The 19715-nt window shown below is 47.8% G+C and carries 19 protein-coding genes; 13 read left to right on the top strand and 6 right to left on the bottom strand.

The window, feature by feature from the left end; all coding sequences use genetic code 11:
* Nucleotides 1-361: 361 nt before the first annotated feature.
* Genes BM082_RS13050 through BM082_RS13040 form a run of 3 tightly spaced genes read left to right on the top strand, consistent with a single transcriptional unit; the run spans nucleotide 362 to nucleotide 3088 of the window.
* The gene (locus tag BM082_RS13050) at nucleotides 362-595 is read left to right on the top strand and encodes a FeoA family protein (protein WP_026024483.1); all 234 of its coding nucleotides are present in this window, start codon (nucleotides 362-364) and stop codon (nucleotides 593-595) included.
* Nucleotides 585-2867 carry a Fe(2+) transporter permease subunit FeoB gene (feoB, locus tag BM082_RS13045; RefSeq protein ID WP_074927229.1) on the top strand — a complete coding sequence of 761 codons (2283 nt, stop codon included), beginning with the start codon at nucleotides 585-587 and terminating at the stop codon, nucleotides 2865-2867. The genes BM082_RS13050 and feoB overlap by 11 nt, the downstream gene beginning before the upstream one ends.
* Nucleotides 2864-3088 (top strand): FeoC-like transcriptional regulator, encoded by a 225-nt coding sequence (locus BM082_RS13040; protein ID WP_017014112.1) that lies wholly within the window; start codon nucleotides 2864-2866, stop codon nucleotides 3086-3088. Before feoB ends, BM082_RS13040 begins: the two co-directional genes overlap by 4 nt.
* Nucleotides 3089-3160: 72 nt before the next feature.
* Here BM082_RS13040 and BM082_RS13035 read toward each other — a convergent pair whose 3' ends face one another.
* Nucleotides 3161-3589 carry an HIT domain-containing protein gene (locus BM082_RS13035; protein WP_017008840.1) on the bottom strand — a complete coding sequence of 143 codons (429 nt, stop codon included), beginning with the start codon at nucleotides 3587-3589 and terminating at the stop codon, nucleotides 3161-3163.
* A gap of 230 nt (nucleotides 3590-3819) precedes the next feature.
* Between BM082_RS13035 and BM082_RS13030 the strand changes: the two genes are divergently transcribed.
* Complete coding sequence (locus BM082_RS13030; RefSeq protein WP_017008841.1) at nucleotides 3820-4419, top strand: DUF924 family protein; 600 nt, start codon at nucleotides 3820-3822, stop codon at nucleotides 4417-4419.
* A gap of 43 nt (nucleotides 4420-4462) precedes the next feature.
* On the opposite strand, the gene BM082_RS13025 is transcribed toward BM082_RS13030, so the two are convergent.
* Nucleotides 4463-5485: a GGDEF domain-containing protein gene (locus tag BM082_RS13025; protein WP_017008842.1), complete on the bottom strand. Its 1023-nt coding sequence runs from the start codon at nucleotides 5483-5485 to the stop codon at nucleotides 4463-4465.
* A 135-nt stretch (nucleotides 5486-5620) separates the two neighbouring features.
* On the bottom strand, nucleotides 5621-7351 hold the full coding sequence (argS, locus tag BM082_RS13020; protein ID WP_017014111.1) for an arginine--tRNA ligase: 1731 nt from the start codon (nucleotides 7349-7351) through the stop codon (nucleotides 5621-5623).
* 381 nt (nucleotides 7352-7732) lie between these two features.
* Here argS and BM082_RS13015 point away from each other — a divergent pair, with 381 nt between their 5' ends.
* From BM082_RS13015 to BM082_RS13005, 3 genes are all read left to right on the top strand, one after another.
* A complete protein-coding gene (locus BM082_RS13015) occupies nucleotides 7733-8305 on the top strand; it encodes a VOC family protein (RefSeq protein WP_074927227.1) in 573 nt (190 codons plus the stop codon).
* Nucleotides 8306-8450: 145 nt separating this feature from the next.
* On the top strand, nucleotides 8451-9551 hold the full coding sequence (locus tag BM082_RS13010) for a hypothetical protein (protein ID WP_074927225.1): 1101 nt from the start codon (nucleotides 8451-8453) through the stop codon (nucleotides 9549-9551).
* A 95-nt stretch (nucleotides 9552-9646) separates the two neighbouring features.
* A complete protein-coding gene (locus tag BM082_RS13005) occupies nucleotides 9647-10270 on the top strand; it encodes a hypothetical protein (protein WP_241810429.1) in 624 nt (207 codons plus the stop codon).
* Between the two features lie 73 nt (nucleotides 10271-10343).
* On the opposite strand, the gene purU is transcribed toward BM082_RS13005, so the two are convergent.
* Nucleotides 10344-11180: a formyltetrahydrofolate deformylase gene (gene purU / locus BM082_RS13000; RefSeq protein WP_017008847.1), complete on the bottom strand. Its 837-nt coding sequence runs from the start codon at nucleotides 11178-11180 to the stop codon at nucleotides 10344-10346.
* A gap of 226 nt (nucleotides 11181-11406) precedes the next feature.
* On the opposite strand from purU, the gene yoaA reads away from it, so the two are divergent.
* The 6 genes from yoaA to rnd all read left to right on the top strand — a co-directional run bounded on the left by yoaA (nucleotide 11407) and on the right by rnd (nucleotide 18505).
* The gene (yoaA, locus tag BM082_RS12995) at nucleotides 11407-13365 is read left to right on the top strand and encodes a DNA repair helicase YoaA (RefSeq protein WP_017008848.1); all 1959 of its coding nucleotides are present in this window, start codon (nucleotides 11407-11409) and stop codon (nucleotides 13363-13365) included.
* Nucleotides 13366-14082, top strand: a complete 717-nt coding sequence (gene tsaB, locus BM082_RS12990) for a tRNA (adenosine(37)-N6)-threonylcarbamoyltransferase complex dimerization subunit type 1 TsaB (RefSeq protein WP_074927223.1) — start codon at nucleotides 13366-13368, stop codon at nucleotides 14080-14082.
* 28 nt (nucleotides 14083-14110) lie between these two features.
* Complete coding sequence (locus tag BM082_RS12985) at nucleotides 14111-14401, top strand: hypothetical protein (RefSeq protein WP_017008850.1); 291 nt, start codon at nucleotides 14111-14113, stop codon at nucleotides 14399-14401.
* A gap of 145 nt (nucleotides 14402-14546) precedes the next feature.
* Complete coding sequence (locus BM082_RS12980; RefSeq protein WP_017008851.1) at nucleotides 14547-15428, top strand: alpha/beta fold hydrolase; 882 nt, start codon at nucleotides 14547-14549, stop codon at nucleotides 15426-15428.
* A gap of 108 nt (nucleotides 15429-15536) precedes the next feature.
* Nucleotides 15537-17225, top strand: a complete 1689-nt coding sequence (gene fadD, locus BM082_RS12975) for a long-chain-fatty-acid--CoA ligase FadD (protein ID WP_017008852.1) — start codon at nucleotides 15537-15539, stop codon at nucleotides 17223-17225.
* A 158-nt stretch (nucleotides 17226-17383) separates the two neighbouring features.
* Nucleotides 17384-18505 (top strand): ribonuclease D, encoded by a 1122-nt coding sequence (gene rnd / locus BM082_RS12970; protein ID WP_074927221.1) that lies wholly within the window; start codon nucleotides 17384-17386, stop codon nucleotides 18503-18505.
* A 115-nt stretch (nucleotides 18506-18620) separates the two neighbouring features.
* Here rnd and minE read toward each other — a convergent pair whose 3' ends face one another.
* A complete protein-coding gene (gene minE, locus BM082_RS12965) occupies nucleotides 18621-18884 on the bottom strand; it encodes a cell division topological specificity factor MinE (protein ID WP_017008854.1) in 264 nt (87 codons plus the stop codon).
* A 3-nt stretch (nucleotides 18885-18887) separates the two neighbouring features.
* Complete coding sequence (gene minD / locus BM082_RS12960) at nucleotides 18888-19700, bottom strand: septum site-determining protein MinD (protein WP_017008855.1); 813 nt, start codon at nucleotides 19698-19700, stop codon at nucleotides 18888-18890.
* Between the last annotated feature and the right edge of the window lie 15 nt (nucleotides 19701-19715).

Genomic DNA, 19715 nt, shown 5'->3' with positions numbered 1-19715 from the left:
CCCCCATTCCGCAGATAGTAATTTCCCGCCATTATTTCATTCCGATTAAAAATCTTGGTTTTTTTTGTAGCGCCTCTAAATTATTAGGGTGCTAAATGCGTACATTCATCTGGTTTTTAACGAAATTAACGGGAAATGACGTAGTCCATAAAAAGACTATGGATACAAAATATCGGGCAAAGCGTCCGCTTTCCTGACAGTTTTACGTGTGCAGATGACGTGAATTTGACGATTTTAACGTTTGGTCGCTCAGGCCGATCTTTCTAAACCGTTTGTTTGTTGATCAAAAACAACTTTATATGAGAAACATTTTGCAATACTTTAGTCGCAAATGTTTATGATTCTCATTTTGGTTGTGATTATGAAGCTAGCTGAGCTCAAACCGGGATTGTCTGGTCGCGTAACGTCGCTTGCGAACGTACCGGTTATTCCGCGTAAAAAATTGATGGCGATGGGGTTATTGCCTGATACACAAGTGACTGTGGTGCGCATTGCACCTATGGGTGACCCTATTCAGGTTCGAGTTCGTGGCTGTGATATCGCGCTTCGTTTAAGCCTTGCTGAAAATATTGAGGTATTAAACAATGCAAAGTAAGCAACTACTTACTGTCGGTAACCCTAACTCAGGCAAAACGACACTGTTTAACCGTTTGACCGGTGGTCGCCAAGAAATTGGTAACTGGGCAGGGGTGACGGTAGATAAAAAAACAGGGCAAGCACACATTGGTGATGAGAGTTTTCTGATCACTGATTTGCCAGGCATATACACGTTAGATAACGCTGACGGTGAAAACAGTCTTGATGAGTCCATCGCGATCACTGCGCTTTTCACACACCCAAGCGATCTTATCGTTAATGTTCTTGATGCCAGCAGTTTAGAACGCAGCCTCTATTTAACGCTGCAATTGCGAGAGCTTGGCCGCCCAATGGTGGTGGTGTTGAATAAAATGGATGTTGTGCAACAGCAAGGCTTCTCTATCGACACCGATGTGTTAGCTCACGCCCTTGGTTGTCCAGTTCTTACTGTGACAGCCACGTCGATGGCTGACGTTGAAGTATTCAAACAGGCGTTACCAACACAAATTCAACCTGCACAAGCGTGTCCGCCGTTATCTATTCAATATGGATCTGATATTGAGTCCGCTATTTCGACGATCGCAGCATCCCTAAAAGACACCGAGATTCAGTATCAACGCGCAGCGGCGATTCGATTGCTTGCGGGTGATGCTATTTTGCTGAACCAGCTTTCAGCGGATGCGCAAGCACATGTGAAGCAAATTACCACTGAACTAAGCAATAAAGCGGACACCGATTTAGTCATTGCGGATGTGCGCTATTCGCAAGTGGCCGACATGTGCCATCAGTGCAAACAGCAAGATTTACCGCTAACGGCGCGAGTGACCGACGCAATAGATGATGTATTGCTAAACCGTTGGTTAGGGCTGCCACTGTTCTTTGTGGTGATGTACCTGATGTTCATGTTCTCTATTAATATCGGCAGCGCATTTATCGATTTCTTCGATATCAGTACAGGCGCAGTGCTGGTGGATGGGGGGCATTACCTGCTGGATAACCATTTACCCGTTTGGCTAGTGACGATCATCGCGGACGGCATTGGTGGCGGTATTCAAACGGTTACGACCTTCATCCCTGTTATTGCGTGTTTGTACCTTTTCATGTCATTGCTGGAAAGTTCAGGCTATATGGCGCGCGCTGCCTTTGTGCTCGACAAATTTATGCAAAAGGTCGGTTTGCCAGGTAAAGCGTTCGTGCCATTGGTGTTGGGCTTTGGCTGTAATGTGCCTGCCATCATGGCAACGCGTACCCTTGATCAGGAAAGAGAGCGCCGACTTGCGGCTGCAATGGCACCGTTCATGTCTTGTGGTGCGAGGCTTCCTGTTTATGCATTGTTTGCCGCGGCATTCTTCCCAGAACATGGTCAAAACATCGTTTTCCTTCTTTACCTTCTTGGTATTGCTGCGGCGATTTTTACGGGCATGGTACTTAGACGCACGTTGTTCCCTGGTGATAGCGAAGCCTTGATCATGGAAATGCCTCGTTATGAGCTGCCACGATTAAAAGACGTGATGTTCAAAACATGGCATAAGCTCAAGCGCTTTGTATTGGGTGCGGGCAAAACCATCGTCGTTGTGGTGACCATTCTGAGTTTCTTCAATTCGATTGGCACAGATGGCAGCTTTGGCAACCAAGATTCAGAACAATCCGTGTTGTCGGAAGCGGCGAAAATCGTCACCCCTATCTTTGCACCTATTGGTATTCAAGAAGATAACTGGCCAGCAACGGTTGGTATCATCACAGGCATTTTTGCGAAAGAAGCCGTGGTAGGTACGTTGAACAACCTGTATGCCTCACCGTCTGATGAAGAAAGTGCTGAGTATGATCTTACGGGCAGTCTTCAAGAAGCCGTGCAAAGCATTCCAGAGAACCTTTTAGGGATCAATTTTGCAGACCCGTTGGGCATTGATGTGGGCGATTTACCTGATCAAGAAACGGTGGCGGAAGACCAAGGTGTTGATTTGAGCATCTTTGCGAACTTGAATGTGAACTTCTCTGCCGCGGGCGCATTCGCTTACCTTGTTTTCATCTTGCTCTACACGCCATGTGTTGCAGCAATGGGCGCATATGTTCGTGAGTTTGGGCGTGCGTTTTCGGCCTTCATTGCGGGTTGGACGATGCTGCTAGCGGTTGTCGCGGCAACCTTGTGTTATCAAGTGCTGGCGTTCTCATTGTCGCCCGTTACCAGCATGCTGTGGATTGCTGCAAGTATTGCGGTGATGTTACTGAGTATTTTTGGTTTAGGTGTTTATGCGAAGCGAGAAAAAACACAGTGCTGGGCAACACTATGATTCTCACGGATCTTAAACAGTACATTGAGGCACACCCGAAATGCAGCCAAGCTGAATTGGCAAAAGTGTTTAACCTTTCAGAGGATGGTGTTGATGCCATGTTGTCTGTTTGGGTGAAAAAAGGCAGGGTGAAAACCATCGTATCGGCGCGACAAGGTAAATCAGAGCGACGGTATATTTGGTTAGCCAATGACGAGTTTGGGATCACAGTTATCCAATGAAAAAAAAGCGCGGGAAACCGCGCTTTTTTTATGTCTTATGCTTCGCGGCGTCATGCTCCGCGAATAGCCATATTACGCGGCAGTAAACTCTGGATGAGACGCGAAAATTGCCACCCACTTCTCGACTTCCGCTGATTGTTCTTCCTCAGAGCGTAAATTACCTGGTGTATTCCCCCAAACAGGACTTGGCCACGCTGCGTCTGTCGTGAATCGTGCGATATGGTGAATGTGAAGCTGTGGCACCATGTTTCCAAGCGCTGCAACGTTCATCTTTTCTGGGTTCGTTTCCTTTTCGATGATGCCTGAAAGCAAGCTAGATTCACGCATAAGTTGCTGCTGATCGGCGTCACCGAGGTGGTGAATTTCTCGTAGGTCGGCAATCTTAGGAACGAGGATAAACCAGGGGCCAATGGCTTCCTTAATCAGTAAAAGACGGCAAAGAGGGAAGTCGCCAATCCAACTGGTATCTGCAGCGAGACGTGGGTGTAAATCGAATGCCATGTTGTTTTCTCTTAAATGAAGGATTATTCAAAAAGCTACTTTGGATTGCTAATAATGTAAACCGATGACTCAGATAAAACTATCGACATCACTCGTTGCGTCATCTTGCGTAATTGTCTTGTAACAATCACAAAACGTAACCTTGTGTTGGCAATTACACACCGAGCTGTTTGATTAGCGTTTAGGCTAAAAATAACGGCAGTGGGCGTGAATAATCACGAGGTACGGGGATGGATTATATTGAGGTTTTAGATTTTTGGTTTGGGGATGCAGATGCACCTCAATCCGATGATGAACGCCAGTCGCTGTGGTTTCGAGGAAAAGGTGAAACGGACAGTATTATTCGAGAGCGGTTTTTACCCTATGTAAGCATGGCGGGAGAAGGGCGCTTTGCTCAGTGGTTAGACTCACCTGAAGGTTCATTAGCCAATATTATTCTTTTGGATCAATTTAGTCGCAATATTTACCGCGGTTTGAGTGCCGCATTTCGTTATGATGAATTTGCACTGGCGCTATGTAAGCGTGGATTGGCAAGTGCACAAGATGAACAACTCCCTTTGATTCAGCGCGCGTTTTTCTACATGCCTTTGCAGCACTCAGAGCATCTGGAAGACCAGGAAGAAGCCCTTTTCCGCTACAGCCAATTGTGTGAAAGCGCTGGGCCAGGGCTTGAGGGAATGTTTGACCACTTTTATCGTCATGCTCGAATTCATCATGACATCGTGAAGCGATTTGGACGTTTTCCGCACCGAAATGCGTCGCTAGGGCGACTATCGACGGAAGATGAAATTCAATGGCTTGCGGACGGCGGTGCGAGGTTTGGGCAGTAAAAATGCAGTCGCCAAACCTCGATATGTGCTTTACCTTTTGGCACTAACGAAAACCCGGCATAACACGGTTTCGTCCATTTTCCTTCGCTTTATATAGTAATGCGTCAGCCCTCGCCAACAAAGAAGCGCTTTCTTCACCGGTCTCTAAAGCGGCAATACCAAATGAAGCAGTAATGGAGTTTATTTTCTGGCCTGAACGTTTGTCTGTGACAGAAAGACGTTCCAAAGCTTTGCGTGTTTTCTCCGCAATTAACCAAGCCCCTTTGATCGAGACATCCGTCACCAGCACCGAAAATTCTTCGCCGCCAAATCGATACACTGTTGCCACTTCTTGCATGTTTTGCTCTAGTTTGTTCGCCACAATCTTGAGGACACTGTCACCCATTTGGTGACCGAATTCATCATTGAACAGTTTGAAGTGATCGATATCGACCATGATAAGACAAACACCATTGTTATTGCTTACATGTTCGGCGAGTGCAATGTCAAAGGCACGTCGGTTGAGGCAGCCTGTTAGTGCATCATGGGTTGCTTGTTTACGGTAGTCTTCCAATTGTTGCTTGAGTTGATCGATCTCGGTCCTTTGCGCTTTTACATGCAGTTGGTATTGCTCGGTTGCCGCCAAAAGATCTTGAGAACCTTGTAAAAGATCATGGGTGATTTTTTTGCTTTCGTTACCTTGAAGTTCACGGTTTTTTACGTCTTCTAACTTGGTAACGGAAGAGTTCAGAATATCTTGGAATTCTTCCGTATTGGACATGGTTGTATCCATGCTACTGCCAAGACCTGCGGCTAAATCCTGTACTTTCTGGCGGAAGGTATCGAGTTCTTTTGTCGCGTCATCGAGTAAATACGTTTCGATGAAATCGTCACATTGCTTGACGGTACAAAACTCCCCTTTTTTTACGATGGCGTCGACAGCGCGATTTAGGGCTGGGTGGGTGCCAGCACAGTAGGCGTACCACAAAGAAAAGTAGTGCGGTGTGGTCGGCACTTTATATTTCACCATCAAGGGCACTGCGCGTTTAAACACCCTTGTGGCTTCAATCAAAGCATATTCATTCATTCCTAATTCTCACTTCCATGTCAAAACTATCAGTAATGATATGCACAAACCGTACGCTGTGTTAGCCGAGAACGAAAAAAGCCCCGATCTTTACGATCGAGGCTCTCATTTTGTGAACAAAGTTCAGCTTTTGGCTTACATACGCTCTAGCGTTTTAATACCCAGTAGATCAAGACCTTGTTTGATTGTCTTCGCCGTCAGCGCAGCCAGTTTCAAACGGCTCTGCTTTGTTTCGCCTTCAGCATTTAGTACTGGGCAAGCTTCATAGAAGCTAGAGAAAGTACCGGCCAATTCGAACAAATAGCCACACATAATGTGGGGTTGACCTTCACGTGCGACTGACTGTACTGCTTCTTCAAATTGAAGCAGCTTAGACACAAGCGCTTTCTCTTTATCGTCTGTAATCAGGATCTTACCGTCGATATCGTTAGGATTGATGCCCGCTTTGTTGAAGATAGACGCCACACGCGTGTATGCATATTGCATGTACGGTGCAGTGTTACCTTCGAACGCCAGCATGTTGTCCCAGTCGAAGATGTAGTCGGTGGTACGGTGTTTAGACAGATCTGAGTATTTCACCGCAGCCATTGCAACGGTTTCAGCAATATTGGCTTTCTCTTCTTCAGACAGACCTGGGTTCTTTTCTTCGATCAGTATCTTCGCACGCGTTTCAGCTTCATCTAACAGATCAGCTAAACGAACAGTACCACCTGCACGGGTTTTGAATGGACGACCATCTTTACCCAGCATCATACCAAACGCGTGGTGCTCAAGGCTGACCGACTCTGGCACATAACCCGCTTTACGTACGATGGTCCATGCTTGCATCAGGTGCTGATGTTGGCGTGAATCGATGAAGTAAAGCACGCGATCAGCGTTGAAGGTTTCGTAACGGTATTTGGCACACGCGATATCTGTGGTGGTGTACAAGAAGCCGCCGTCGCGTTTTTGGATGATAACACCCATAGGCTCACCGTCTTTATTCTTGTATTCATTAAGGAATACAACGGTTGCACCATCGCTTTCTTCAGCCAAGCCTTTTTCTTTTAGGTCAGCCACAATACCTGCCAGCATGCTGTTGTACATGCTTTCACCCATAACGTCTTTGTCAGTCAACGAAACGTTTAGGCGATCGTAGTTACGTTGGTTTTGTTCCAGCGTAATCTTGACCAAGGTTTCCCATTTCGCTTTGCAGTATTCGTCACCGCTTTGCAGGCGAACAACGTAGTTACGTGCGGTTTTCGCGAACTCTTCGTCTTCGTCATACAGCTTTTTAGATTCGCGGTAGAAGCTTTCGATATCGCTCAGATCCATCGAAATGTCACTGCCTTCAGCTTCATGGCGCTCAAGGTTCGCGATAAGCATACCGAACTGTGTGCCCCAATCACCAAGGTGGTTAGCACGCGTCACGTTGTGACCCAAGAACTCAAGGGTACGAACGACTGCATCACCAATGATGGTTGAACGCAGGTGACCAACGTGCATTTCTTTCGCCACGTTTGGTGCTGAGTAGTCAACGATGATGTTTTGTTTGTCAGCTTTTTCCACACCTAGGCGGCTGTCTGAAAGTGCTGCTTCAGCTTGTGCTGCCAACCATTCAGTATCAAGGAAGATGTTGATAAAGCCTGGGCCTGCGATTTCAGTTTTCGATGCAATGCCGTCTAGGTCCAAAACGTCCAACACTTTTTGCGCGAAATCGCGTGGGTTGCCGCCAAGTTTTTTAGCAACGCCCATAATGCCGTTTGCTTGATAGTCACCAAATTGTGGTTTTGCTGATTGACGAACTGCAGCTGGGCTGCCTTCTGGTGCACCGGCTGCAACCATCGCTGCCGATACTTTTTCATTGAGAAGGGCTTGAATATTCACGTGCTTACCTTAATTTTGATACCCGACTGACACAGCGTGATATTGGACCACGACGGTGGGCTTACTTGCCATGGTACTAAAGCAAAAATCCGTCAACGATACCCAATGATAAATGTTCATTGCAGGGCATGGTTGACGGCTTTAATACCAAGCGTTCGGCACAGAATACGGGTGCAGATAGATAGGCGTAATAATACCCACAAACAGCGACGGTTTGAAACCCAAATGCGGCGAAATACCCTGATTTCATTATCGCCGTGCTTTGTTCATTTCTTTACAGCGTTATTCTGGGGAAAATTCACGCGTTCGAGAGACTATTGTTATTCCGCTTCTTGGGGTGGGATACTTAGCGTGTTTTCTATGACGATTAAAGAGATATTCATGTCATCACTCACTGTTGAGCACCTTTTCTCCTCACTGTTGCCGTTTAGTCAACGTTTGCAAGGGTTGATTGAAACGCTTGCGATAGATTTATCACCTTATGAAGCCGACCATATTGCGCTACGTGTGAATAACACTGAGCAAGCCAAGCAATTGCACCTGGCGTGGTTAGCGTACGGCGATGAGATATCAAACAATATGATCAACGGTCGCCCTATTGTGGTGGTGAAAACACATGAAACACTCACGTTTGGCGAGTGGACAACACGCTGTGTGGAATTGCCTTACCCCGGAGATAAAGCTTACCCAGAAGAAGGTTGGGAGCATGCAGAGTGGGTGATTCCTTCTCAGGCTACGACGCCTGAAGCGCTACTTGACGATGTGTTTTCTCTGTTTCCAAGCCTGAAAGCGCAGTGGAATGCATTGGGAGAAAAAGGGGTGAAGGTAAAACTGAGCTCACCATCTGGCGAAGGGGAACGCCTAGCGAACCCTACCGTGGCATTTAAGGCCAAAGGCGTGTGTATCAAGCTTCATTCGGTAACGTTAGAACAAGTGATTGAGAGCGAACAGTAACCGTAAAAGTCCCATTTACTCCTCATTTCGCAGAGCTAAAACATGCCTCATTAGCTCTGCTTATGATCCCCATAAGCACTGGCAATTAGTGCATTTTCAGCAATCTCGTTACCTTACTCGCGTACTCAACTTACAGGTGACGATTATGAAGAAAACGCTATTGGCCCTCATTCTAGGCTCAACTTTTGTCGTGGCAGGATGCTCTTCATCAAATCATGGTAACAACGATCATGTTGTTGACCGCCCAGAACCGACAGATCCGAGTTTTGGTATTCCACTCATTCCCACTATTCCTGACATTGACGATTCCGAAAAGCAGCGACCTGATCTTGATACGTCACCTGAGTGGGGATTAGATATTGGAGATACCCCTGACTGGGGCGGTGTGATTGGCGATATTCACGTTGATAACGATGGCGTGGTGCGTTTTGAAGGTAATGAATATCAGATTGTCGCATACCATGATATGGACCGAGAGTTCGAACTTGTTGATTCAAATGGCGAGACGCTGTTTGCCCGTGTCAGAGATGACGGCATGATTGGTGTCATCTACAAACAACAGGTTTACTTGTTCAATTTCACCCGTTTTGCGTTTACCCCAGATTACGACTTTGGCGTTGATACAAACCTTGATTACGTCGCCAAAGACGATATTACCTCGGTACTTAATCTGCAAAAAGAAATCATCAAAGCGTATAACCAAGATGACCTGATTGGTGAGTATCTCAAATATGGCTCTGGCGTTTATTACGACCAAGACAAGATGGAACAGGCCGCTTTCACCGTGGTTGCTTTCTACTTAACGACAGATGCCGATCTCGATCTTCAACACAAACTTGGTGCGTTGGCATTTTCTTTCAATGGGAACGTCTCAATCGCCCACTCTCTTGTGGTTGATGCGCTAAAACACATTGATAAAAACGTGGCTGATTCAGACAAACAGACGGTGCTCCGTAGTATCAATGATTACCTAGGCACTGAACATGAAAGTATTCAGAGCGTGTACGAAGGGGTGTATCGCCACGGGCAAGATATGCTTTCTCGCTTAGGTGTGTCTGGGAACGAAGGTAACCGCTACACCATCGCATTGATCCGCAATATACAGCGCCATGGCTGGGACAATGTGAAAGGCAAGATTGAAGATCACATCAAAAACAACCCGCAGCCGATGCAAATAAATGCCCCTGCGCGAAACATCGACCGCGACAAAGTACGCAGCGAAATTCGTCACCGTATTAGCCAGTAATTCCTTTTCGGCTCCGGTTACCCGGAGCCATTTTCTCTTCTTATCCCAAAAGCCACGAGACGCGCCCACACACTATGATAAAAAACATCCTGCTTATGAGCTTGTTACTGTCACCAGCAATGGCATCAGCCAATATGAACGTGAGCTATTCAGACAATATTTTAGAGTTGGGATACTCGGTGGATATCAAGGATGATTCATATCTGTATTTGGGGGCGGATTCAGCCAACTGGTTTGCGGTTGGTTATGGCCATGCCTACATGTTTGAGAACTATGTTCGACTCTCAGGTTATTACGAATACTCCCAATGGGATAACGTGTTGCTGGGTGACTTTGGTGTGCGAACAAACAGCCATCTTATCGATCTTTCTGTGACCAAGTTTTTCCCTGCGTCTTCGATTAAGTTTGGGGGTAAATATGAACTGATTGATGACAGCGGCTGGGAGTTTGAAGCTGGCGATAAACAAGCGCTCTACACAGGCTACAGCCGATATTTTGAAAAGTGGTATGCCTCGGCAACCTATACGCATTCATTGAGACAGTATGACGATGAAATGTGGGGAGATAGCGACAGTGATTATCGAAGCAATGAACTGGAGTTGACGTTGGGATGGAATCAAGTGTGGAAGGTTTCGCCTTACATCAAAGGCACTGCATTTCGCATGTATGGCGACAATACAGGTTACAGTTGGTCGGTGGGGGGCAGTGTTTCCTTTTAATTGAAACCAATGCAAAGACAAAAAAAACAGGCCGATTAACTCGGCCTGTTTGCGTTTATCTTTGCAGTTGTGCCTACAAAATCACGGTCTTGTTGCCGTAAACGAAGACCTTGTCCTCAAGCACCAAACTGAGTGCAGTGCTCAATACTGTCTTCTCGACATCACGTCCAGCTTTCACCATGTCTTCGGCACTGAATGTATGGTCAACATGCTTGATGTTTTGATCGATGATTGGGCCTTCATCTAAATCATTGGTCACGAAGTGCGCCGTTGCCCCCGTGATTTTCACACCACGTTGGTACGCCTGATGATACGGGCGCGCACCGATGAATGCAGGCAAGAAACTGTGGTGAATGTTGATGATTTTTCGCGGGAAGCGTGCAACAAAGTTTGGCGTCAGTACGCGCATAAACTTGGCTAGCACGATGTAATCCGGTGAGTAGGAATCAATAATATCGATAACCTGATTCTCGTGTGCTTCGCGTTCAACATTCTCATGGCTGACAAAGTGGAACGGAATATCGAACTTCTCGGTCAAGGCCGCCAGCGTATTATGGTTACCAATGACCGCCGCGATATCCACATCTAACGAGCCATCATAGGCTTTCATCAAAATATCGCCTAAGCAGTGCGATTCCTTGGTGACAAGAATCACCACGCGCTTGCGGCGCTTAGCATTAACGAGGCTGCGATGGCTGCCAGCAGGCAGTGCTTGGTCGATATCCATCAAGAAGGTTTCATCATTAAAGATGCCTTCAAGCTCTGTGCGCATGAAGAACTGCCCAGTGCTGTGATCAACGTATTCGTTGTTATGGATGATATTGAGTTGATGCTTGTAACAAATGTTGGTGATTTTGGCGATGAGGCCTTGCGCGTCAGGACAATCCGTCAGCAGAGTCTTTCTTTCCATAGAAGCGTGAATCTCGCGAAGTCAAAGTGGTGCTGTAAAGCAGATACGTATTCCATTTGTTTTACGCTGAATTTTCGAATAGGTCAAAAATTCGATATAGATGGGGTGATCGCCCCTGTTTTTTCACCGTCATACTCTCACTCTCACACCTTTCCTATTTGATGCATGGCAGGCTGCTGGGTTTATTGGCATAATGCAGTCCTTTCTAACACTGTATATATGACCAATGATTTCGAAGGTTTTCTCCACAACAGGTGCACTCGCCAAAGCCATTAAAGGCTTTCAACCACGTCAACCGCAAACGGACATGGCGATGGCTGTCGAGCGTGCGATCAAAGACAGCTCTCAGCTGGTGGTCGAAGCGGGAACGGGAACGGGTAAAACCTATGCCTATCTTGCGCCTGCACTGCTTAGTGGTAAGAAAACCATCGTCAGCACAGGGTCGAAAAATCTTCAAGAACAGCTTTTTCATCGTGATTTACCGTTGATGATGAATACGCTGGGCTTTACAGGTCGCGTTGCGCTTTTGAAAGGGCGCTCGAATTACCTTTGTCCTGAGCGTTTAGGGCGTCAATTGATTGAAAGTCATGACGGCCAAGCCGATCCCACCTTACTCACGCAGCTCGTGAAAGTACGCGGTTGGTCATCAGAAACCAAAACCGGGGATTTGGGCGAATGTGATGATTTGGCGGAAGACAGCCCAATCATTCCAACCATCACGTCCACGAACGACAATTGCCTTGGCAAAGAATGCCCAAGCTATAAAGAATGTTTTGTCGTTAGAGCCCGTAAGAAGGCGATGGATGCTGACCTTGTTGTGGTTAACCATCATCTTTTCTTGGCGGATTTGGCGATCAAAGAAACCGGATTCGGCGAATTGATCCCCGAGGCCGAAGTGTTCATTTTTGACGAAGCTCATCAGATCCCAGACATTGCCAGCCAGTACTTCGGTCAAAGCCTGTCTAGTCGTCAAATCCAAGAGCTCGCTAAAGACATTCACATTGCGTACCGTACAGAATTGCGTGATACCAAACAGCTCGATAAAGTTGCAGACCGTCTCTCCCAATGCGCGTCGGATTTACGTATCGTGCTTGGTGAGCCGGGTTTCCGCGGAAACTGGCGTGAAATCAGCGCATCACCTGCGGTTGCGCGTGAATTGGTGAGATTGTCAGATGCACTAACGCTTGCGTATGACGTGATCAAACTGTCGCTCGGGCGCAGCCAATTACTGGATGCGGCGTTTGAGCGAGCCACCTTGTTGAAGGCACGGCTTGAACGTCTTAGCGATACCACGATTCCGGGGTATTCCTACTGGTATGAGTGCAGTCGTTACCACTTTAGCCTCAACATCACGCCGCTTTCTGTGGCAGAAAAATTCCGTGAACAAATTCAGATGCAGCAGGGCGCATGGATTTTCACGTCAGCGACGCTGGCGGTAAACGACGATTTCAGCCATTTCAGCCATCGCTTAGGATTAGAACCCGCAGAGCAATTTACCTTGCCGAGTCCGTTTGACTATGAATCGCAAGCAATATTGTGTGTGCCACGTTTCTTGCCTGAACCTAACAGCTATGGGTTGGCAGACAAGCTTGTGGACATGCTTACGCCTGTGATTGAACAAAACGGCGGGCGTTGTTTCTTCCTTTGCACATCTCACCAAATGGTGCGTGATTTGTCTGAAGGCTTTCGAGAGCGCTTTGATTTACCTGTGCTTGTTCAGGGCGAAATGTCGAAACAGAAACTGTTGGCTGAATTCCTCGAACTTGGAAATGCGCTGCTGGTGGCGACAGGTGCTTTCTGGGAGGGGATTGACGTTAGAGGCCAAGCCCTGAGCTGTGTTATTATTGATAAATTGCCTTTTACTGCACCTGACGATCCGCTTTTAAAAGCGCGAATCGAAGATTGCAGACTGCAAGGGGGCGATCCGTTTTCCCAAGTCCAAATTCCAGATGCTGTTATCACACTCAAGCAAGGGGTAGGACGTCTTATTCGAGACGGACGAGACCACGGTGCGTTGATCATTTGTGATAATCGTTTGGTGAGTAGACGCTACGGGGAAACATTCCTTCGCAGTTTACCTCCAATTCCACGTACGCGGGATTTAGAGAAAGTGAGCGAGTTTCTCGCTGCTATAGACACACATAACAACGATGATGCTGAAGTTCCAGCAACGCCTGAGGTGTAAATGACATCTAAAATTCTTGCCGTCGACACGGCGACTGAAAACTGCTCTGTTGCGCTAAAAATCGGTAATGACACGATTGTGCGCTGTGAAATGGCACCCCGCGAGCACACGGTAAAGATTCTGCCTATGGTAGACAGCGTGTTAGCAGAGGCGGGTGTGACCCTACGTGAACTCGATGCATTGGCGTTCGGTCGCGGGCCGGGTAGTTTCACTGGAGTACGTATCGGCATTGGTATTGCGCAAGGATTGGCGTTTGGTGCAGACATTCCAATGGTGGGCATTTCTACCATGGCTGCCATGGCACAACAGGCTTACCGTCGTAATCAATCAACGCAAGTGTTGTCAGCGATTGATGCGCGTATGAATGAAATCTACTTCGGTGGTTACCAACGTCTTGACAATGGTGACTGGGAAACCGTGCATGCGGAAGCGGTGCTTCCACCTGAAATGCTTGCAGCACAGCTCAGTGAAAATGCAGCGATCAGCGTAGAAAATGCATGGGCAATCGCGGGAACAGGCTGGCCAGCCTACCCAGATTTGGCAAGCCAACTACACTTATCCGTAACGGAGAGTGGTGTCTTGTATCCGGAGTCAGAAGACATGCTGATTCTTGCTCATCACGCGTTGTTGCGCGGTGAGGTGGTGGATGCAGAACATGCCAGCCCAGTGTATTTGCGAGACACGGTAGCGTGGAAAAAGCTGCCAGGTCGCGAATAACGCCTACTAATTACCAATAAGGTCAGCCATGGTTTCGATTCAAGGATTACCGCAGCCCATTCAACGCCCGTCCACCACACGGCGTAAGAAAAGCGACAATGCCTCACCCAATGAGAATACGGCCAAGCCGTCAATTGTTGCTACTGCTGTCTCCCTTGGCATTCGAAACCCTGAAATGGCACAAGAAGCGCATCAGCAAATCCATTACGATTTGCCTGATGGCAAAAGTCGACATGCTCTCGCGTCTTACATGGACATAAAAAACCAAGCAAGACGTGAAGAGTTAGCGGCCTTATTCGGTGTTGATATCTTTGTCTAAATCGGTTCGATTCAACTCCTCGTACCACTTAAGCCATATATTCTTCCCTGCACATTACTGTGTTAGGCTGCGCGCGCTTATTCTCAGCGCGGTGCTCAAGCTGTTCAATAGCTAAGGTCAACAGACCCTGGGTTTTATTCTGCGCATGATGACATTACAAGAAAGAAAATTCGCAGTAAGGCATGGCGATCTCGCTGCGCAAGTTTGTCTTACCGACAGCAATAAGCCTGTGCTTCTTATGTTGCACGGCTGGCAAGATAACAGTGGTAGCTTCGAACCACTCGTGCCACTGCTTACCGAACGATTTGACCTCGTGTTACCCGATTGGCCGGGACACGGTTTGTCTGATCACAAAGGCCCCGATAGCTTCTACCCTTTCTTTGACTATGTTGATGATCTTCACCAGCTTATCTTGCAGTTGGGTGATCGCGCTCTGTATTTGGTTGGGCACTCGCTGGGTGGCTTAGTGGCGTCTTGTTGGTGCGCGGCGTTTCCTGAAAGGGCAAAAGGACTCATCATGATTGAAGCGCTTGGGCCCATGTCAGAGCGTGACGATAAAGTGGTTGAACGATTGAGAAGCGGTGTTATAAGCCGAGAAACGCTCAAGCAACCTCGTGATTTACCCTCGTTCGAAGCCGCATTAAAACTGCGTCGTGGCATCAATAAAGTGCCGATGGATGACTTGTTGCCTTTGGTGCGACGAGGCATAGAGCAGAGAGGCGAAGTGTGGCAATGGCGACACGACGCGAAATTAAAAACGGACTCTGTGTATCGAATGTCAACGCATCATGCCGAACATTTGATTCGCGGCATTCGTTGTCCGGTTCTCGCCATTATTGGTGATGACGGATACCCAGAATTGCGCGGCCCGATGGCCCAACAACGTGCGGCATGGTTTAACGACCTGACAATAGAAACAGTGACAGGAACCCATCATTGTCACCTACAAAGTCAGGCAGATACCGCGGCGTTGATTAATGATTTTGTGACCAAGCTACACCTCATTGAGTATGAGGATGTTAATTGATTGTTACTCATGGTCTAATTAAGTATTAAAACGCTCGTTTAACTTTTTTGCGTCTGGCGCGGGGCGATACCCGCGAATAATACCCAGAATAATAATAGGAGAGTTCAAGTGGATAAGGTTTGGCTTAACCGCTACCCATCAGATGTACCAGCGGAAATCTCACCGGATAAATACCCTTCATTGGTAGAAATGTTCGAGAAGTCGGTACAAAAGTATGCCGATCAAACTGCCTTCATCAATATGGGGCAGGTGATGACCTTCCGTAAGCTGGAAGAACGCAGCCGTGCATTTGCCGCTTACTTGCAAAACGACCTAAAGCTCAAAAAAGGCGACCGTGTTGCCGTGATGATGCCGAACTTGCTGCAATACCCTATTGCGCTGTTTGGTATTCTGCGTGCGGGTTGTGTCGTGGTAAACGTAAACCCACTTTACACGCCTCGCGAGCTTGAGCACCAATTGAACGATTCAGGCGCGAAAGCCATCGTCATTGTGTCGAACTTCGCCCATACCCTTGAGAAAGTGGTCGATAACACGGGCGTACGCCACGTGATCCTGACCAGCTTGGGTGACCAGCTTCCACGCGCGAAAGGTACCATCGTTAACTTCGTGGTGAAATACATCAAGAAGATGGTGCCTAAGTACAGCCTGCCACACGCGACATCCATGCGCCTTGCTCTGAAGAAAGGCCGTCGTATGCAATACGTGAAACCGTTCATGACGGGTGATGATATTGCCTTCTTGCAATACACGGGCGGTACAACAGGCGTAGCAAAAGGTGCCGTGCTCTCACACCGCAACATGCTCGCTAACGTTTACCAAGCCAAAGGCACGTATTCGCCTGTCTTGGTTGAAGGCCGTGAATTGGTCGTGACTGCCTTACCGCTGTATCACGTCTTTGCCTTAACGGTTAACTGTCTGTTGTTCATCGAGCTTGGCGGTCAAAACCTGTTGATCACCAATCCACGTGATATTCCAGCGTTCATCAAAGAACTTAAGCAGCACCCATTCACGGCGATTACTGGCGTGAACACTTTGTTTAATGCGTTGTTGAATAACGAAGATTTCCACGAGTTAGATTTCTCAAACCTTAGCCTGACCGTGGGCGGTGGTATGGCCGTTCAACGCGCCGTCGCGGAAGGTTGGGTGAAACTAACGGGTAAACACCTATTGGAAGGTTACGGTCTTACCGAGTGTTCACCGCTTGTTGCCGCTTACCCGTATGACCTTGTTGAGTACAACGGTTCCATCGGTTTGCCTGTGCCATCTACTGATGTTCGTATTGTTGATGACGAAGGTAATGTGCTGCCAAACGATCAAATCGGTGAACTTCAAGTGAAGGGCCCGCAAGTCATGCAAGGTTACTGGCAGCGTCCTGAAGCGACGAAAGAAGTCCTGACTGACGACGGTTGGCTCTCGACGGGTGACGTCGTGAAGTTCGATGAAAATGGCTTCCTGCACATTGTTGACCGTAAAAAAGACATGATTTTGGTGTCAGGCTTTAACGTTTACCCGAACGAAATTGAAGACGTCGTCGCGTTACACGGCAAAGTGTTGGAAGTGGCCGCGATTGGTCAACCGCACGAAATGTCTGGCGAGATCGTGAAGATTTGTGTTGTGAAGCGTGACCCAAGCTTGACCAAAGATGAGCTACTGGCGCACTGCCGCGAACACTTGACGGGTTACAAAGTGCCTAAGATTGTCGAATTCCGTGAAGAATTGCCGAAAACCAACGTGGGTAAAATCCTGCGTCGCGCACTGCGTGAAGAGCAAGAAGCAAAGGCTGCAAGCGCGGAATGAGTCTCAGGTCTCGTGCTAACTGAATAAGTAGCGCGTACAATAGAGGCGAATCGCCAATTAAAAACATGCTGGCTTAGGCCGGCATGTTTGTTTTGATTGCCCCGTAAATTGATGGGCGCGTCGCTTGTCGCGGCAAAAACTAAAAAATGGAAGATAGTGTGAATTTTGAAATTGTAACTGAACTATCCCACCTTGAACGTGTTTGCCAACAAGCGCGAAACGTTCCTGTCGTGATGCTGGATACCGAATTTGTCCGCACACGCACCTTGTACCCGCGATTGGGTCTGATTCAAATGTTTGATGGCGAAACGCTGTCGCTGATTGACCCGATTGAGCTTGATGATCTTTCGCCACTTTGGGCGGTGCTGTCGGACGAATCTGTTATCAAGGTATTGCACGCATGCAGTGAAGACCTTGAGGTGTTTCACCACTATGCGGGTGTGATGCCAACACCCATGATTGATACCCAAATCATGGCGGCATTTTTGGGGCATGGCCTTTCTACTGGCTTTGCGGCGCTGGTGGACGAATACCTTGGCGTCACACTCGACAAAGGTGAAGCGCGCACCGATTGGTGTGCCCGCCCACTGAGTGACAAGCAACTCGAATACGCCGCAGCGGATGTCCACTACTTACTTCCTCTTTACGAAATCTTGGCTGAGCGCGTTGAGCAAACTGGCTGGGGTGAAGCGGTGAAGCAAGAGTGTGCCTTGATGATGAGTAAACGCGGTAAAACACCCGATCCAGACAAAGCGTACTTAGACATCAAGAATGCGTGGCAACTTCGTCCAAAACAACTGGCGGTACTGCAGAAGCTAGCAAGCTGGCGCCTGAAAGAAGCACAGCGTCGCGATCTTGCGTTGAACTTCGTGGTGAAAGAGCTGAACCTTTGGAAAGTGGCACGCTTTGATATTCGTTCGTTAGAAAAAATGGCGGATGAAGATTTCGATCGCTTTGAACTTGAGCGTCACGGTAAACGTTTGATTGCCATGGCGTTGGAAGCGGACAATACACCGGAAACGCATTACCCTGAACCGATTGCGCGTTTGGTTGATATGCCAGGTTACAAGCAGACGGTGAAGAGCATTAAAGATCAAACCAACGCGGTGGCAGAGCAGCTGGGTGTGGTGCCTGAGTTTGTTGGGTCTAAAAAGCAGATCCACCAAATGTTGAAATGGGCGTGGGTCAAAGAGTGTAACCCAGAAAAAATGCCTGATTTGCTGTCGGGGTGGCGCAAGCCTTACCTGGAAGACAAAGTATTGCCGTTGCTGCGCAAATAACGCCGCTGCAATGATGAACCTTTGGGTGACATAGGGCTTCATCATTCGGTAAGTAGAAACAAAAAACCGGCTATCAAAGCCGGTTTTTTATTAACGCTCAGAATCGGGCGTCAGCCTATTTGTCTTCGTCTGGCAGGGTGACATTCAGTTCTAGCACTGAAATGTCGCCATCGCGCTGCTCAAGACCCACAGACACTTGTTCTGGCGAGATATCTACGTACTTGCGGATAACGTTTAGGATATCCTGTTTAAGCTGGGGTAGGTACGTAGGCTCAGGACTCCCTGCGCGACGGCGCTCTGCAACGATGATTTGCAGACGTTCCTTCGCCAATGACGCAGACGATTTCTTGCTCGGACGGAAAAACTCCAGCAATGCCATAACTTATCCTCCAAACAAACGTTTTAGGAACCCTTTCTTCTCTTCCTCAAGGAAGCGGTAAGGGCATTCTTCACCAAGCAGACGGCGGATTGCATCGCCATAGGCTTGGCCTGCATCAGACTCTTCATCAAGGATAACAGGTTCACCTTTGTTTGAAGCGTGCAGTACGGAAGGGCTTTCAGGGATCACACTCAACAGCGGTATACGAAGAATTTCTTCGACATCCGCCACACTCAGCATTTCACCTCGAGTGACACGCGCAGGGTTGTAACGGGTCAAAAGAAGGTGAGTTTTAACAGGCTCTTCACCATTTTCTGCGCGACGAGATTTAGAATCCAAAATGCCTAGAATGCGGTCTGAATCGCGTACAGAAGAGACTTCAGGGTTCGTGGTGACGATGGCTTCATCGGCGAAGTAAAGGGCCATCAGAGCGCCTGCCTCGATGCCTGCGGGTGAATCACAGATGATGAAGTCGAAATCCATGGCTTTTAAATCTTCAAGCACACGTGCCACACCGTCTTTCGTCAGCGCATCCTTGTCGCGCGTTTGTGACGCGGGAAGAACGAAAAGGTTCTCGATGCGTTTGTCTTTGATCAGTGCTTGGTGCAGGTTTGCTTCACCATTGATCACGTTAACGAAATCATAAACAACGCGACGCTCACAACCCATGATCAGGTCAAGGTTACGCAAGCCGATATCGAAATCGATAACCGCAGTTTTCTTTCCTGACTGAGCAAGGCCAGTCGCAATCGCAGCACTCGATGTTGTCTTACCAACACCGCCTTTGCCCGACGTAATAACGATAATTCGTGTCATTCCTCAATCCTTTGG

This window comes from Enterovibrio norvegicus DSM 15893 (assembly GCF_900115495.1).
Taxonomy (GTDB): Bacteria; Pseudomonadota; Gammaproteobacteria; order Enterobacterales; family Vibrionaceae; genus Enterovibrio; species Enterovibrio norvegicus.
Note: the sequence above shows the minus strand (reverse complement) of the source record. Positions and strands in the feature narration are given on the sequence as shown.

Coding starts and splice junctions, on each gene's coding strand:
- BM082_RS13050 (WP_026024483.1), top strand. CDS start 362: ATGAAGCTAGCTGAGCTCAAACCGGGATTGTCTGGTCGCGTAACGTCG.
- feoB (WP_074927229.1), top strand. CDS start 585: ATGCAAAGTAAGCAACTACTTACTGTCGGTAACCCTAACTCAGGCAAA.
- BM082_RS13040 (WP_017014112.1), top strand. CDS start 2,864: ATGATTCTCACGGATCTTAAACAGTACATTGAGGCACACCCGAAATGC.
- BM082_RS13035 (WP_017008840.1), bottom strand. CDS start 3,589: ATGGCATTCGATTTACACCCACGTCTCGCTGCAGATACCAGTTGGATT.
- BM082_RS13030 (WP_017008841.1), top strand. CDS start 3,820: ATGGATTATATTGAGGTTTTAGATTTTTGGTTTGGGGATGCAGATGCA.
- BM082_RS13025 (WP_017008842.1), bottom strand. CDS start 5,485: ATGAATGAATATGCTTTGATTGAAGCCACAAGGGTGTTTAAACGCGCA.
- BM082_RS13015 (WP_074927227.1), top strand. CDS start 7,733: ATGTCATCACTCACTGTTGAGCACCTTTTCTCCTCACTGTTGCCGTTT.
- BM082_RS13010 (WP_074927225.1), top strand. CDS start 8,451: ATGAAGAAAACGCTATTGGCCCTCATTCTAGGCTCAACTTTTGTCGTG.
- BM082_RS13005 (WP_241810429.1), top strand. CDS start 9,647: ATGAGCTTGTTACTGTCACCAGCAATGGCATCAGCCAATATGAACGTG.
- purU (WP_017008847.1), bottom strand. CDS start 11,180: ATGGAAAGAAAGACTCTGCTGACGGATTGTCCTGACGCGCAAGGCCTC.
- yoaA (WP_017008848.1), top strand. CDS start 11,407: ATGATTTCGAAGGTTTTCTCCACAACAGGTGCACTCGCCAAAGCCATT.
- tsaB (WP_074927223.1), top strand. CDS start 13,366: ATGACATCTAAAATTCTTGCCGTCGACACGGCGACTGAAAACTGCTCT.
- BM082_RS12985 (WP_017008850.1), top strand. CDS start 14,111: ATGGTTTCGATTCAAGGATTACCGCAGCCCATTCAACGCCCGTCCACC.
- BM082_RS12980 (WP_017008851.1), top strand. CDS start 14,547: ATGATGACATTACAAGAAAGAAAATTCGCAGTAAGGCATGGCGATCTC.
- minE (WP_017008854.1), bottom strand. CDS start 18,884: ATGGCATTGCTGGAGTTTTTCCGTCCGAGCAAGAAATCGTCTGCGTCA.
- minD (WP_017008855.1), bottom strand. CDS start 19,700: ATGACACGAATTATCGTTATTACGTCGGGCAAAGGCGGTGTTGGTAAG.